The sequence below is a fragment of the Tellurirhabdus bombi genome, assembly GCF_021484805.1.
Taxonomy (GTDB): Bacteria; Bacteroidota; Bacteroidia; order Cytophagales; family Spirosomataceae; genus Tellurirhabdus; species Tellurirhabdus bombi.
Genome location: NZ_CP090557.1, coordinates 2,218,707 through 2,234,038, shown reverse-complemented (window position 1 = coordinate 2,234,038; position 15,332 = coordinate 2,218,707). Strand labels below are relative to the sequence as shown.

At 48.9% G+C, this 15,332-nt stretch carries 15 protein-coding genes; 10 read left to right on the top strand and 5 right to left on the bottom strand.

Annotated features, from left to right (window positions below; genetic code table 11):
* Positions 1-16 precede the first annotated feature (16 nt).
* Positions 17-712 (top strand): ABC transporter ATP-binding protein, encoded by a 696-nt coding sequence (locus tag L0Y31_RS09480; protein ID WP_234736885.1) that lies wholly within the window; start codon positions 17-19, stop codon positions 710-712.
* Here L0Y31_RS09480 and L0Y31_RS09475 read toward each other — a convergent pair.
* Positions 671-1,537 (bottom strand): aminotransferase class IV, encoded by an 867-nt coding sequence (locus L0Y31_RS09475; RefSeq protein WP_234736884.1) that lies wholly within the window; start codon positions 1,535-1,537, stop codon positions 671-673. The genes L0Y31_RS09480 and L0Y31_RS09475 overlap by 42 nt on opposite strands.
* 52 nt (positions 1,538-1,589) lie before the next feature.
* Between L0Y31_RS09475 and L0Y31_RS09470 the strand changes: the two genes are divergently transcribed.
* The 3 genes from L0Y31_RS09470 to L0Y31_RS09460 all read left to right on the top strand — a co-directional run bounded on the left by L0Y31_RS09470 (position 1,590) and on the right by L0Y31_RS09460 (position 5,770).
* Positions 1,590-3,089 (top strand): TolC family protein, encoded by a 1,500-nt coding sequence (locus L0Y31_RS09470; RefSeq protein WP_234736883.1) that lies wholly within the window; start codon positions 1,590-1,592, stop codon positions 3,087-3,089.
* 101 nt (positions 3,090-3,190) lie between these two features.
* Positions 3,191-4,606 (top strand): efflux RND transporter periplasmic adaptor subunit, encoded by a 1,416-nt coding sequence (locus L0Y31_RS09465; RefSeq protein WP_234736882.1) that lies wholly within the window; start codon positions 3,191-3,193, stop codon positions 4,604-4,606.
* A 165-nt stretch (positions 4,607-4,771) separates the two neighbouring features.
* Entirely contained in the window at positions 4,772-5,770 is a 999-nt protein-coding gene (locus L0Y31_RS09460; RefSeq protein WP_234736881.1) for an NAD(P)H-dependent glycerol-3-phosphate dehydrogenase, read from the top strand.
* A gap of 22 nt (positions 5,771-5,792) precedes the next feature.
* Here L0Y31_RS09460 and L0Y31_RS09455 read toward each other — a convergent pair whose 3' ends face one another.
* Positions 5,793-6,713 (bottom strand): aspartate carbamoyltransferase catalytic subunit, encoded by a 921-nt coding sequence (locus tag L0Y31_RS09455; protein WP_234736880.1) that lies wholly within the window; start codon positions 6,711-6,713, stop codon positions 5,793-5,795.
* A gap of 153 nt (positions 6,714-6,866) precedes the next feature.
* On the opposite strand from L0Y31_RS09455, the gene L0Y31_RS09450 reads away from it, so the two are divergent.
* Both L0Y31_RS09450 and L0Y31_RS09445 read left to right on the top strand, forming a co-directional pair.
* Entirely contained in the window at positions 6,867-7,820 is a 954-nt protein-coding gene (locus tag L0Y31_RS09450; RefSeq protein WP_234736879.1) for a hypothetical protein, read from the top strand.
* 39 nt (positions 7,821-7,859) lie between these two features.
* Entirely contained in the window at positions 7,860-8,603 is a 744-nt protein-coding gene (locus L0Y31_RS09445; protein WP_234736878.1) for a DUF3291 domain-containing protein, read from the top strand.
* Positions 8,604-8,619: 16 nt separating this feature from the next.
* Here L0Y31_RS09445 and L0Y31_RS09440 read toward each other — a convergent pair whose 3' ends face one another.
* Positions 8,620-8,799 (bottom strand): hypothetical protein, encoded by a 180-nt coding sequence (locus tag L0Y31_RS09440; protein ID WP_234736877.1) that lies wholly within the window; start codon positions 8,797-8,799, stop codon positions 8,620-8,622.
* A 213-nt stretch (positions 8,800-9,012) separates the two neighbouring features.
* Positions 9,013-10,572, bottom strand: coding sequence for an FG-GAP repeat domain-containing protein (locus L0Y31_RS09435; protein ID WP_234736876.1), 1,560 nt, complete (start codon positions 10,570-10,572; stop codon positions 9,013-9,015).
* A 73-nt stretch (positions 10,573-10,645) separates the two neighbouring features.
* Between L0Y31_RS09435 and L0Y31_RS09430 the strand changes: the two genes are divergently transcribed.
* From L0Y31_RS09430 to L0Y31_RS09420, 3 genes are all read left to right on the top strand, one after another.
* Positions 10,646-12,118 carry a gluconokinase gene (locus L0Y31_RS09430; protein ID WP_234736875.1) on the top strand — a complete coding sequence of 491 codons (1,473 nt, stop codon included), beginning with the start codon at positions 10,646-10,648 and terminating at the stop codon, positions 12,116-12,118.
* Between the two features lie 72 nt (positions 12,119-12,190).
* Positions 12,191-12,487 (top strand): hypothetical protein, encoded by a 297-nt coding sequence (locus tag L0Y31_RS09425; RefSeq protein ID WP_234736874.1) that lies wholly within the window; start codon positions 12,191-12,193, stop codon positions 12,485-12,487.
* 147 nt (positions 12,488-12,634) lie between these two features.
* A complete protein-coding gene (locus tag L0Y31_RS09420; protein ID WP_234736873.1) occupies positions 12,635-13,174 on the top strand; it encodes a DUF3267 domain-containing protein in 540 nt (179 codons plus the stop codon).
* Between the two features lie 14 nt (positions 13,175-13,188).
* On the opposite strand, the gene L0Y31_RS09415 is transcribed toward L0Y31_RS09420, so the two are convergent.
* Positions 13,189-13,773, bottom strand: coding sequence for a YdeI/OmpD-associated family protein (locus tag L0Y31_RS09415; protein ID WP_234736872.1), 585 nt, complete (start codon positions 13,771-13,773; stop codon positions 13,189-13,191).
* 133 nt (positions 13,774-13,906) lie between these two features.
* On the opposite strand from L0Y31_RS09415, the gene L0Y31_RS09410 reads away from it, so the two are divergent.
* Positions 13,907-15,328, top strand: a complete 1,422-nt coding sequence (locus tag L0Y31_RS09410; protein ID WP_234736871.1) for an RtcB family protein — start codon at positions 13,907-13,909, stop codon at positions 15,326-15,328.
* Positions 15,329-15,332: the final 4 nt, after the last annotated feature.

The following is a 15,332-nucleotide window of genomic DNA, read 5'->3' as shown; positions in this document are numbered from 1 at the left end:
TTTATACATAAATTTTATGATTGTACTGAATAACGTCTCCAAATACTATCCCGTTGGTTTTGGCCGCAATTACGTGCTACGGAATGTATCACTTGAAATTAAGGAGGGAGAATTTGTGTCGATCATGGGGCCGTCTGGTTCGGGCAAATCAACCCTGCTGCATATTCTGGGCTTGTTAGAAGAGCCTTCCGAAGGAGAGTATCTTTTCCTGGATCAACCCGTTCAGAAGCTATCGGAGAAGCGCCGGACTGACCTGCACCGCAACCACATTGGTTTTGTGTTTCAGGCTTACCACCTGATTGACGAACTAACGGTGTATGAAAACATCGAAACGCCATTGCTTTACAAAGGCTTATCGGGTTCCGAACGCAAAAGCCGCGTTGCCGACCTGCTCGACCGATTCAACATTGTAGGCAAAAAAGATCTTTTCCCGAGCCAGTTGTCGGGTGGTCAGCAACAGTTGGTCGGAATTGCCCGCGCCATTGCTGCCCAGCCCCGGGTTATTTTCGCGGATGAACCAACCGGAAATCTTCATTCCGACCAGGCAAAAGAGATTATGGAACTGTTCAAGAAATTGAACAAAGAAGACGGCGTAACCATCGTACAGGTGACGCACTCGGAAGTAAACGCGGAATACGGCAACCGAGTTCTGCACCTGAAAGATGGCTGGCTAGAATCTTCCGAGACGAAGCTGAGTCAACAGGATGCCTAGCGGGTTTTCGTCGGACATCACCCAGGGAAACGGATTGTTCACGAGCGGACTGTCTACGCTTCGGAACCATTGAACACCGGCGGCATTGGTACAAAAAACGGCTTCGGCCTCGCTCAACGCCTCGGGTTTGTACAATCCCTGGTGAATCGGAAGACCGAGCTGTTGTCCCAGACGAAGGATTTGTTTCCGCATGATTCCATCGATACAGCCCGTTTGCAACGAAGGCGTATAGATGGTCTGGTTCTTGTACCAAAACAGGTTTGAGGCCAGGCATTCGCTTAGATTTCCGTCGGTGTCGAGTAAAATCACGTCGTCAACGCCCTGTTCCAGCCTTGCCATACCGGCGAGTACGTAGGGCAGGGCATTAACGGTTTTGTAGGCCGAAACGGGGGTAAGGTTTAACCGAAAATCCTCGAAAATGCCTACTTTTTCTTTCTCTGTCACGGAGAAAGGCTGACCAGGGCGGGTAGTAATCAGGTAATCGATTTCATGCCGGGTAGGTGTATAAAGGCCACCGGGTTTACGCCAGACCTGTAGCTTGATGTAGATGGGTTGGTTACCCGCTCCGTTTTGGTCCAGCAGTTGGAAAATAATTTGGTAAATCCGCTCTTCGGAAAATTGCGTAGGTGCAATCATACGTAAGGCGTGCATGCCGCGACTGAGCCGGTCGAAATGATCAGACCAGTACCAAAGTTTGCCCGCTTCATACCGAATGGTTTCAAACAAACCATCTCCGTATTGAAATGCCCGGTTTGTAAACGAAAGTTCTCCCCCATTCTGTGGTAGGACATCACCATTATAAACCGCGTTGGTTCGTATATTCACCGCTTATACAAAAAAGAATAGTCAGACCACAAGATAGTTTTTAACATTGAAGATGAAAAGCGTAGCCATGATGAAGACAATGGTTTATCAGTTTCTGCGTAGAGGAGTAGGGTTAATGAGTTTTGTGGCCGTAAATGCCGCATTTGCTCAGACAACAGTGCAGAACCAACCTGCTGAACGATACTCTCTTAAGCAGTGTATCGAAATTGCTTTGCAGAATAACCTTCAGATTCGGCAGCAGCAATTAAATGTGCAGAACAACAGCCTGTCCCTGCAACAGGCAAAGCTCAACCGCTATCCGAACGCAAACTTATTCGCGAATCAGGCTTTTAATGGGGGTTATAGCATTGACCAGGCCTCCAACGAATTTGTTAACCAGACGTTCCGATCAAACAATTTCCAGGCCTCTTCTACCCTAACCATTTTCAATGGTTTTGCGCTCCAAAATGCCGTCAAACAAAGTAAGCTGTCGCTAGAGGCATCGCAGCAAAATTTGTTTGCAACCCAGAATACGATCTCAATTACAGTAGTCCAAAATTACCTGAATGTCCTAACGTATACAGAGCAGTTGGAAATTGCCCGTCGGCAAGTAGAGGCGTCCCGTTCTCAGGAAGAGCGGACCCAAAAGCTGGTTAGTGCGGGTACATTAGCCGAAGCCGATTTATACACCATTCGGGCGCAGGTAGCTAACGACCAGCTAGCCATTGTAAATGCCCAAAACAACGTAGACTTGGCGAAACTGGCTTTGTTGCAGGCCATGAACATTCCGTCGGGAACACCCGCTCCCAGAGAAGTGGAAGTAGAACGGTATCAACTTGACGATCCTTCTGTTGCGGCGTATCCATCGACAGCGCAGCAGGTTTACGAAACGGCTTTGCAGTTTATGCCGGACGTGAAAGCCTCTGATTTGCAGGTTAGAGCGGATGCAATGGGTGTGCAGGTAGCTAAAAGCCGCTTGTATCCTACCCTTTCGGTTAATGGTAGCTTAAACTCCGTCTATTCGAACACAGGTTTCCGCCGGGTAGTTAGTGCGCTACAGGAGCCGAGACGAACGGAAAACTTTGTAATTGTCGATAACAATCCATATCCGGTATTCTCAACTGATCCTATATTTACTGCCGTTCCGACTACTTTTGGCCAACAGATCCGAAATAATTTCAACCGGTCATTGGTGTTTAGCCTGAATATTCCCATTTTTAATTATTCGAGAAACCGGAACTTAGTCACATCGGCCATTATTACCCAGAAGTCATCCGAAATTACGGCGGATAACACACGCTTGACGCTACGGCAGAACATCGAAACAGCGTATACCAACATGCTGGCTGCTTCCAATCGGTACCAGGCTACGCAAATTCAGGTAGAGTCTTTCGCCCAGGCATTCAGAGCGGCGGAGAGCCGTTTTAATGCCGGTGCTTTTAATTCCGTCGATTACAACATCGCCAAAACCAATTTGGATAAATCGCGGGCTGATCTGGTGCAGGCGAAATACGATTATATTTTCCGGACTAAAATCTTAGATTTCTACCAGAACCGCCCTTTAACATTTTAAGGTGATTAGGTGGTTGGACGAAATAAATCATTAGTCAGGCAATCCATATTTTTTTGTTTTATTTGCCAAATAACTTGAATTCTCCAATTACCTAAGCAATAATGAAGCGTAAATCAAATCGTATCTGGTGGATTCTGGGTGGTATTGTCGTGCTACTCATTGCCGGCCTAGTAGGCGCCAAACAAGCTGGCTTGATTGGCCAGACCAAACCGACAGAAGTTGACTTTGCGGCAGTTAAAAGAGCCGACATTATCGAACGTGTTAGCGCTTCCGGACGCGTTCAGCCGGAAGTTGAAGTAAAAATAAGCCCGGACGTTTCTGGTGAAATTATTGGGCTGTATGTCGCGGAAGGTGATTCGGTGAAGCAAGGACAGTTGTTAGTCAAAATTCGACCAGACAACTACGAATCCCTCCTGGCCCGCGCCCGCGCTACGGTGAACTCCAGTCGGGCCCAGTACGAGCAGTCGAAAGCGCTGGTTTCTCAGTCGGAAGCACGCCTTGTTCGCGCCAAGGCCAATTATGAACGCCAGCGTAAACTGTTGGCCGAAAAAGTAATTCCAACGTCTGATTTTGAGCAGGCTGAGGCTGACTATAACGTTGCCAAACAGGATGTAGAATCCGCGCAGGCAAACGTTCGAGCAGCTCAGTTTAACATTCAGGGTGCTGATGCCAGCTTGCGGGATGCTAACGAGAACCTGCGGAAAACGACCATCTATGCGCCCGTGAACGGAACGGTTTCCAAGTTAAATATTGAGTTGGGTGAGCGCGTGGTAGGTACATCGCAAATGGCGGGTACGGAAATCATGCGGATCGCTAACCTTAATAATATGGAAGTTCGGGTTAACGTCAACGAAAACGATATTGTCCGGGTTAGTCTGGGCGATTCGGTTGATATCGACGTAGACTCGTACTCCACTACCGGCCGCAAGTTCAAAGGGCTCGTTACCGAAATTGCGAACACCGCCAACGGTTTGGGTAGTAGCACCTCCGCGGCCAGTGCTTCGCTGTCAACTGATGCCGTTACGGAGTTTGAAGTGCGTATCAAAGTTTTGAATAGCTCATACAAAGATTTACTGACGCAGAAAGGTCGAAAAACATCGCCCCTCAAACCGGGTATGACCGCTTCGGTGGAAGTGATTACCGAACGGAAAACCAAAGTGCTGGCCATTCCGATTGCGGCGGTTACTACGCGGGGAGCGGCGCAGGAAGCCATGAATGCCACGCCTAACCAGGAGGGCAATAACAACAAACCCGAGGAGTCAAAAGCTGCGCCGGCCAAGAAAGAGGAAATCAAGGAAATCGTTTTTGTCAACGAAAATGGGAAGGCGGTTCAGCGGGAAGTTAAAACGGGCATCAGTGATTTCGAAAACATTGAAATTGTTTCTGGCTTGAAAGAAGGCGATCAAATTGTCTCGGGGCCCTTCATAGCGGTCTCGAAAAAGCTGAACAGCGGCGATGCGATTGCCAAACGCGATCCGAATAAGAATAAAAAGCCTGAGAAAGAAGCTGAAAACTGATACAACTAGTGAGTTTACAGGCTTTATCTATGTAGCATAAGCTGACCGGAAAATAAGCGGTAGCAGCTAGCGAACGAAGAGCAGGAAAAGAGAAACGAGGCGAACAGGAAATAATCCTTTTTGCTTTTCCTTTCTCCTTTCCTGCTTTCTTCTTTTTTTTACTCCATGAATCAACCCGCTCGAATAACGGTCGTAGGAGGAGGTAGCTGGGCCACCGCTCTCATTAAAATGCTTTCGGAAAGTAATGTGCAGATTCGCTGGTGGATGCGAAGCAAAACCGACGCCGACCACATCAAAAAATTTCATCACAATCCGAGTTACCTCAGCGACGTTCAGATTAGCTCGCGCAAGGTGCGGGTCTGTATGAAGATCAAGGAAGCCTTGCGGGATAGTCAGTACGTTATTCTAGCCGTACCTGCGGCCTTCGTCAGCGAAGCATTGAAAGGATTAAAAGCCGAAAATTTCGCGGATAAGTGCATTGTATCGGCCATCAAAGGCATGGTTCCCGAAAAGAATGTGCTGGTGACCGATTGGATGGAGCAGGAGTTCGACGTTCCAGCGCAAAAACTGGCGGTCATCGCGGGTCCTTGCCACGCCGAAGAAGTAGCGCTGGAAAAGCATTCCTACCTAACTATTGCCTCAACCGGCCTTGACTGCGCCGCCAGCGTAGCCGAACTGCTGAGCTGCCGGTTTGTTCAGGCCTCTCCCATCGATGATATTTACGGGGTTGAGTATTGCGCCGTCATGAAGAACATCATTGCCCTCGCCTGCGGAATCACCCACGGTTTGGGCTTCGGTGATAATTTTCAGGCTGTTTTGGTGTCCAATGCCATGCAGGAAATCAAGCGGTTTGTCGATGCTATTTATCCCAAACACCGTGATTTAAGTGGTTCGGCCTACCTGGGTGATTTGCTGGTAACGGCTTACTCTCCCTTCAGCCGGAATCGTACGTTTGGCCACCTGATCGGGCGCGGCTACAGCGTGCAGTCGGCCCAAATGGAAATGAACATGATTGCCGAAGGCTACTACGCGGCAAAAAGCATTCACGTCATCAATCAGCATTACAAAGTCGATATGCCAATCACGAATATGGTTTATAATATTCTCTACGAGAAAGCGTCGCCTGTTGCCGAGACAAGTGCGTTAAGGGCGCTTCTTAAATAAAGATTCCAATTGGCTCAGGTACTTACAATTGAGCCAATTGGTACAAAACGGCCATCCGAACGGCAACGCCGTTTTCAACCTGATCGAGGATAATGCTGTGGTGGGAATCTGCCGCGTCGGAGGTTAATTCCACGCCGCGATTGATCGGGCCGGGGTGCATCAATACAATGGGCCGGTCCAGCTCGTCCAGCAATTTTTTGCTAATCCCAAAATACAGCGAGTATTCCCGCAGCGAAGGAAAGTATTTGATCTGCATCCGCTCCAACTGAATGCGCAATACATTGGCTACGTCACACCATTGCAACGCTTCCCGGACATTGTGCGATATTTTCACACCTAACGCAGAAATGTATTTGGGTATCAGGGTTGTTGGCCCACATACCATCACCTCTGCCCCTTGCTTCTGTAGGCAAAAAATATTCGATAAGGCCACGCGGGAGTGCAGAATATCACCGATGATGGCCACGCGTTTTCCGGCCACGTCCCCTAGTTTTTGCCGGATCGAAAAAGAATCAAGCAGGGCTTGCGTGGGGTGTTCGTGCGTTCCGTCACCCGCATTAACCACATTGGCCGCAATGCGGGTCGACAGGTAATGCGGAGCGCCCGGGCTGCTATGGCGCATCACAATCATATCAACTTTCATCGCCAGGATATTATTGACCGTATCCAGCAATGTTTCCCCTTTTTTGACGGAGCTTCCCGAGGCCGAAAAATTAACGACATCCGCCGAAAGACGCTTTTCCGCCAATTCAAAAGAAAGCCGCGTCCGCGTTGAATTCTCGAAGAAAACGTTCGCAATCGTCACATCGCGCAGCGAAGGCACTTTTTTAATGGGGCGGTTGATGACTTCTTTGAACTGACCCGCCGTTTCCAGAATAAGCTGGATATCATTTTCGGTCAGGTTTTTAATACCCAGCAGGTGTCGAACGCTGAGATGTTGCATAACGAATAGCAGAGGAAAGTTTTGCAAAGATAGCCAAGCGACTCTTACTCAAAAATTACGCACGCTTAAAAAACAATTCTTCTCTTTCCAAAAGCATTCGTTTACCTTGATAAACAGTTCTCAAGAACGGTTCTTTAACCTAGTTAATGCACCATGTTTCAGTCACTTATACGCTTTGTCGGGCGATTATATGCGCTAATTTGGTCCTTCATTATAATTGCGTTTCTTGCTTTTGTCGCTTGGCTACTCTGGCATTTTTATGGGGAAGCCCGACTCGACAGGCAATTTACCGAAGCAGGAGAACGGGTTCGGGTGCAAGTCAAGGCAGTCGATTCGGAGCGACGCACCTGGTTTGACCTGGGCCAAAGCGTTTACCTTTCGTTCGATTACAAAAATAAACGCTACACTACCCGCTATGTTTTTGACACAACCTGGGCAAACGAAGGCGACTATATTCAGTTGCTTTACCACCCGCAAGTAGACGAATTTCGACAAGTGCCAACGGTACAAAAGGCTAACTCGTCCCGCCTTGTTTCGCGTTTGATTCGTTGGAGTTCTCTTCACACGCTCAGTACCGAACACAAAATGCTGGGCGGGTTCCTGTTCATTCTTCTTTTTCTTTTCTTCTACGCAGGCGGCGTGGTAGTTGGCCTGACCGGCTGGACTTTTCCCCAGCAGATTGCCCGCTTTACTTTGTTGCTTGCTCTGGGCGCAGCGGCCTTGTTTTTTACCTACGAAACCGTGACTTACTACCGGTATTACCAGCGCATTCGGGTTAATGGAAAGCCCATGGAGGTAACCGTTCTGGAAACAGACCGCCACAGCGTTGGCCATAGTCGGAGCAGCAGCTTCAAGCAGTACAATTACGAAGTTGTTTTTCGCTATCAAAACCAGGAAAGAGTGGCCCCCATTACCGAAGATGAATACGATGTTTTAAAGCCCCAAAGCCGGTTGCGGGTGCTCCACGACGAGGCACTGGATGACTTTATGTCGGCCACTTATCCCGGCGATTACCTGAAAATCCTGGTGCCTTTATTCTTCTGGATCCTTTTTATTATTCTCTGGTGGAATACTTTTTTTAAGTCCAGAAGCAAATATTCTCGCTAGTTGGCAAACAATTACGGTTGGTTTTGGAGTAGTACACAAATGGACGTCCTATCTGAGAAAAAGCAACCTGTTGTTACGTTTACCATCTTGCGGTATTCTTTACGCTACCGATACCGGGCTTTTGCCAACATGGGACGCTGGATTTGGCAACCTTTCCAAACGAAAGGACTCGGCTTTCAAAAATTGATGGGAAGTGGGAAAAGCTTTGGTTTGATACCTGATTTCTCAACCTATGTATTTTTGGCCGTTTGGGATACGCCCGAAGCAGCCCGCCAATTTTTTACCTCGGCTGCCTGGAGCCAGTATGTAACAGGCACTACTGAAACAGGGACACTATGGTTGCAGCCGCTTCGCTCGCATGGCAGTTGGGACGGTAGCGATCCTTTCCCGAAAGGCCAACCCATCGCAGCGCAGGATGCTGCTAAACCCATTCTGGTCCTCACGCGTGCGACCATCCGCACGGGTGCTTTACTCGATTTCTGGCGGTATGTTCCACAGGCACGTGCGCACTTAAAAAAGCACGACTCCGCCTTACTCTTTGCTATTGGCGTTGGAGAAAAGCCTGTTGTTCAGCAGTGTACAATAAGTATCTGGAACGATCCTAAAGTCATTGAACAATTTGCTTACCGGCAAAGCGGCCATAAAGAAATTGTTCAACGCACAAGAACAAAACGCTGGTATAAAGAAGAGTTATTTGCGCGTTTTGTCGTAATCGATAGTGAAGGGTTTTTCGCTAACATTCTGGATCAAACGAAGCAAAAAATCTTTACCGAAACGAATTAGATGAAGTGAAAAGCGGCTACCAGGCGCGTAACCAGGGCATACCGCTACGAATATATTTGTCCAGTGGCTTCTGCGCGAGCAGATTAAATTGCTTTTCAACAGCACTGGATGAAACAGTGGCCTTTTTTTTGTTCTTTTCCTTATACAACTCATCACCCATCATGCAATTGATGAGAAAATAGCGGTCGTAATTCATATGTTTTCGAAAGGGAGCGTGTTATATCTATCCAAAATTGCTAATAACAAGCCAATCTTACAACGCATTCAGTAGATTTTAATAAGACTTTAACCCTCTTTTAACAAACGGCTGACTAGTGGTTAAACCTTGACAATCAAGCATTAAAGTAACCATTCTGCACAAATAGTAAACTTACAAGAACTGAGTAACCGGTAAGTCGATTAATGGTTTTTAATATCGCTTATTTTCTAGCAAAAAAACACCAGGTGCTTGTCGCCAACGCTCCTGAAAATCAGGGGGCGTAGGGCTGACAGCCCGGAAAAAAGACCCCAGTAATACATCTAAATCACCATCCTGATCAACATCGGCCGCCTTTATGGTTAACCAGCGGCCCTGGTCTGAACCGGCGAAGGTTTGAGGCGCAAATTTCAGATTTCCCTTGTTCTCAAAATAAACAAAATTCTCCAGCGGCTTCTGGGCAAAGTCCGGAAAAAAGGCAATAGTCGCAAAATCAATATCACCGTCACCGTCAAAATCCCCGGCCTGGCTTTGAGTCGCGCCGTACAGGGGATAAAACCAGGCTTGTTTGAAGCGGAAATGGCCGTCATTCTGGTAGATACGAATTCCGTGGTAAGGCTTCAGCGCATACGAATAGTCGGCATTGTCGCCATTGGTATAAATCAAATCTTCATCCCCATCCTGGTCTATATCAGCCAGTTCGAAATAACTGGACCCGTATACCGGCGGAAAGCGCAAAACCGTTTCTTTCCGAAACGAAGTGCCATTTTTTTCATTGTAGTAAATAGCTACCTGCTCGTCGCCCTGCGTCAACAAGACAACAAGATCCGGCCACCCATCCCGATTCACATCCCGAACAACAACGCGCCGCGCTCCCGGAACTGCCTCTAATACATGCTCCTGGTAGGTATTCGCTTTTCGTTCAAACCAGCTTAATTTTCCGGTCAGGTGTCCAAATTGGCAAACAACCATATCCTCCTGCCCATCTCGGTTGAAGTCGGCAAAGGCGGCGTCAACCGGACGATGCAGTTTGGGCACGACAACGGCCAGCTTTGGCGTTTTATTTGCCCGCTGTACGGACATCCAGCTTCCGACAGAATCGTCATTGGGGTCCATGATGCCCATACTCAGCAGATCAACCTGTCCGCCCCGACGCGCCTGAATACTGGCCGCTGCGCTACCTACCGACACTGAATCAAGCCCCTGTAGCTTCGGACTGAGCCAGTAAACCAAACCCCGTCGGTTACTCAAAATGATTTCCTGCGCGCTCGAATCGAACCCAATACCCGTTATCAGTGCTTCCAGAGGTTGCTTGGGCTTGTGTACCTGAAACAGGGGCAGAGCAACCGCAATGGCTGATTTGGCCGCTTGACGGGGCAATTCCTTCGGCGCGTTTTCCAGGTAATACCGCACTAACTTTAGCCAATCCGCCCGCGCCAAGACTGGCTGAGCGGGAAAAACGCCCATTTTAATCCCGTGCTGGTAGTCTTCCTGTTCAGTCATCTGGTTGGCCAGTGAAGCGGTATCCGACAGAATGCCCAACCGCAGTCCCATTTTGGGCAGAATTTTTGTTTCCCAAAGCTGTTTTGGCAGTAAATTCGGCTCAGGAAATTGGTGACAGCTGGCGCAATAGGTCTTGGCCAAGTCTTTACCGGACAATTGCGCTGCATCTTGCGTTTGTCCACAGCCAATGAATAGTAAACCGCAGGCAGCCCCGATAAAGAAGTAAACAATAAGTAATTGGTAAGAAAAATGAGGAAGGCAAATTCTCATTGGGCGGGTTTAGCTATTTTTACCGAAATATACGATTCAATTTCTGATTATTCCCGCGCTCTACTTCTGACTCATGACCTGCATTCTCGGCGTCGATATTGGTACCACAAATGTTAAATGCCTCGCTTTTAGCCCTCAGAATGGCTCAATTATCGCCCAGTCATCGGCTCCCGTAACGACTTATTACCCCGAAACCGGCTATTGCGAACAGTTGATTACCGAAGTCTGGCAAGCCTTTCGTCAGGTTGTTGATGAAGTTTGCCTGGAAGTAAGTCAACATCAGATTACTATCGAAGCCATCGGATTTAGTGCTGGTATGCATAGCATGTTGGCGGTAGACGCCGCTGGTAAGCCTTTAACCAATGTATTGATTTGGTCTGATAACCGCTCGGAAACGCAGGTTGAGCGCCTGAAAGAAGAGCAACCAGAACTGGTTCGCGACTTATACCATCATACAGGAATTCCTGTCCATCCAATGGCCCCTTTCTGCAAATTACTTTGGTTTCGCGATCAGCAGCCGGAGGTGTTGGACAAAACGGATAAAATTATTTCCATCAAGGAATATCTCTGGCACCAACTAACTGGCTTATACCAAATTGACTATTCCATTGCCACGGCGACCGGCCTGTTTGACGCGACTTCGCTGACTTGGTATACGCCTGCCTTGAACCAGATTGGCATCCAAACCGACCAGCTTTCTGAGCCTGTCCCAACCACCCACATCGTTACCTACCACAAAGCCTCTGCTCTCTCGGAAACGGAGTTGCCCGATGGTGTCCGGCTGGTGATTGGCGCCTCGGATGGTTGTCTGGCAAACCTGGGAGCTGGGGCCATCGAGTCGGGCATTACTACCATCACCATTGGAACGAGCGGTGCCATCCGGCAAACCTGCTCGCAGCCCCTGCGCGATCCACAGGCACGCCTGTTTAGCTATATCCTGGACGCAGACGAGCGTAGTCCGTATTACATTGTCGGTGGCCCTACCAACAACGGTGCCAACGTCCTCCAGTGGCTTTCTGAACACCTGACGAAACAGGAAACCGAAGAGGTCTTGCACGAAGCGGCCACGATTCCGGCGGGCTCCGAAGGGTTGCTGTTTTTGCCTTACCTGCAAGGCGAGCGGGCGCCGCTTTGGGATGCCCACGCCAAGGGCGCTTACCTGAACGTTTCCTGGCTACATACACGGGCGCATTTTGCCCGGGCGGCTCTCGAAGGCGTCTTGTTCAACCTGCTTCGCATTCAAACGCTGCTCGCTCAACATACAGGGCCAACCCGCGTTATTCATGCGAACGGCGGATTTGCCCAATCGGATGAATGGGTGCAAATGATGGCCGATATTTTTGGGGTTCCCGTTCGGTTGAATGACAGCAACGAAAGCGGTTCAATTGGCGCTATCTTACTGACTATGAAAGCCATTGGCACCACGCAAACCATTCAGGAAACGATGCATTTCGTGCAATTTGGACGGACATTCAAACCTGATCCAGCTTGTCACGAGGTCTATCAAAAAGCGTATCAGGCCTTTGAGAAAGCCCTGCCTTCCTGAATCTAAGGCAGAATTTCGCCCTCTTTTCCAACTAAACGAGCCCGCTGGGGCTCTTCTTTAAAACGATTAATTATGCAACGAATACTAAGTTATTGCTGGGTTTTGTGTTTCCTGATTGGCTGCGACCGTAATGTTGACGCGAAAGAAGAATTGGTTACCATACTCTCGTACGATAGCAGCACAACTCCCTGCGGCACATCCTGGACTTTAAAAGGCGAAAAGGGAAACTTACGCGCGCTGAATGTCCCGACGGAATTTCAGCAAAATAACCTAACAGTCTGGGTTCGCTACGAAAAATCGGTTGCGCAACGGTCACTGGACAATCCGCAGTGTGGTTTCATTCGGTTAACGTCTATCCGTCGCCAATAAGCAAACGAAATCCCAAACCTGACGAGTTTCATCCCAAACCTATTGGACTTGGTCCCACTTCGTTGTCGGCCCGGTGGGTGGCGTTTACTTTTGATGCATCGATTGACAGACAAGCATCCTGTTTCAACTCATCAGACATCAAAAAGCATGATACGCCCGACACAAAACCTGACCATGTCCTCATTTAACGCCCAGATTTACGGATTCCTCGCTTTTCTGGTTGGTTTTCCTGCGCTTCTAGCCCCTTTTTACTGGATGTGGGGATTGGATAAGTCACGGCTTATGTCCTCGCCAACGATGTACGTGTTAATCATCGTTGTTCTGTTTGCCGGTGTTGTTCTCCACGAATTAATTCACGGTCTGACCGCAATCTGGCACGGTGGAGTTTCCTGGCGGCAGGTTAAATTTGGCGTACAATGGAAAAGCCTTACGCCCTACTGCCATAGCGTTGTGCCGATGCGGGCAGGTCAATACCGCCTGGTTGTGTTAATGCCGCTGATTGTGATGGGCCTCGCTCCGTATGCCGCCGCTTTGTTTTTCAATAACATCGGTTTGCTGGCGTTTGGGACTTTCTTCACCCTGGCCGCCGCGGGTGACCTAATGATCATCTGGCTTATGCGTAATTTACGTTCAGATGAGCAGGTGCAGGATCACCCTACAAAAGTTGGCCTACTGATTACTGCCTGATAATAAAAGGCGGACTACTTAGAAGCGGTAGTCCGACTGAACTGTTTAAGCCGGACGCGTTCCTCCGAATCCTGAATCAGTTCGGTCAGTCGCTTTTGTTTCGTTACTTCCTGTTTGGCACTCATTACCCACCAGATAGCCGCTTTCCGGTACGATGGGGCCTGGGTGTTAAACCAGGTCCACGCCGCCTCATTTTGCCGAAAAGTAGCCTCCGCAATTGCATCCAGTTGAACGGAATCCTGCTCAAAAGAATATACTTTCGACTTTGATTCTTCCCGCTTTTCAAAAGCAGCTAGTCCCGCCGGAGCCATAAGTCCCAGACTGGAAAGATCTTGCACCTTCTTGATGTTAACGGCGCTCCAGATGCTTTTCGCTTTACGCGGTGTAAACCGAATCATGTAACTGGTTTCATCAATGGATCTCCGAACACCGTCAATCCACCCGAAACAGATGGCTTCGTCAACGGACTCCGACCAGGTTATACTGGCTTTTCCCGCCCCAACTTTATAGAATCCAACCAATAATTCCGTTTCCTTCTCGTGATTTTCCATAAACCACGCCCTCAATTCCGACTGGGTAGTAAAAAACGTTGGTGTCATTTTGAAAGCAACAAGGTTTAAACAGCGCTTTTTTAGACCGGAAAAATACGCATTGATAAGCGAATATTTGCCTAACTTTTTGGGCCGCTTACGGATTAAAACCGTTTAGTTGTTGTGTTCAATTCCTAATAAAATGGCAACAAAGCTTCATTTAACCGGAAAAGACCTTCGTCGAATTGGCTATCCAGAAGGCAAAGTAATCAGCATTGCGCTTGCCGTTATGCAGCAAAACTTCAAGCATACAAAGCAGCAAGAAGCCATAGACCTGCTTCAAAAAGTGCTGGAAAATCCAGAAGATTATATTCACAATGCAACCCTGAGTAAAATCGCTGCCGAACTGGTCGAGAAGCCAGCTAATGCCGGCAAACCTTATGTGGAAATCCCTCTGAATGAAGAGCGAAAAGAATATACGGTTTTTGGGGCTGATCACATCGAAGCGGGGGCCATCAATCAAATGGAAGTTGCCATGCGGTTGCCCATTACGGCGGCGGGAGCCTTGATGCCGGATGCGCATCAAGGGTACGGGTTGCCCATTGGAGGCGTGCTAGCCGCCGAAAACGCGGTGATTCCCTTTGGGGTTGGCGTCGATATTGGCTGCCGGATGTGCCTGAGTATTTATGATTTACCCGCCCAGCTCGTGCACAGCGATGTAAGCCGTCTGAAAAATATTCTGCAACGCGAGACCCTGTTTGGGGCAGGGCAGGAATTTTCCAAACCAATGGATGACGAGGTCCTGGCCCGAAAAGCGTTTCAGGAAATTCCGCTTCTGCGTAGCCTGCATCATAAGGCCGTTCGGCAGATTGGCACCTCGGGCTCCGGCAATCACTTCGCCGAATTCGGTATTGTCGAAATTACGGCATCGAATCAGGATGACGATGACTTTAAGGTTCCACCGGGCACCTATCTGGCGCTCTTGTCGCATTCGGGTTCGCGCGGATTAGGTGCGTCCATCGCGGATCATTTCACGAAATTGGCCATGCACAAAACGCCTCTGCCCCGCGAGGCAAAACACCTGGCCTGGCTGTCGCTGGATTCAGAAGAAGGGCAACAATACTGGCTTAGCATGAATCTGGCCGGAGATTACGCGTCGGCCTGTCACCACCAGATTCACCGCAAAGTAGCGCGCGCGCTGGGTGAAAACCCGCTTAAAATGGTTGAAAATCACCATAATTTCGCCTGGAAGGAAATGCACGAAGGCCGGGAATTGATTGTGCATCGCAAAGGTGCTACACCCGCTGGGAAAGGCGTCTTGGGGGTTATTCCGGGGTCGATGACGCAGCCGGGGTTTATCGTTCAGGGAAAGGGCGAAGCAACTGCACTCGATTCAGCCTCGCACGGAGCAGGACGGCGCATGTCGCGAACAGCGGCCAAAAACAGCATTACGCATTCGCAGATGAACGCTGCCCTCAAAGAACAGGGAATCACTTTGATCGGTGGCGGTCTCGACGAAGCTCCGATGGCTTATAAAGACATTAACCAGGTCATGAGTTTTCAGCAAAATCTGGTGGATGTTCTCGGAACGTTCCAGCCCCAGATTGTACGCATGGACTCATAAACAT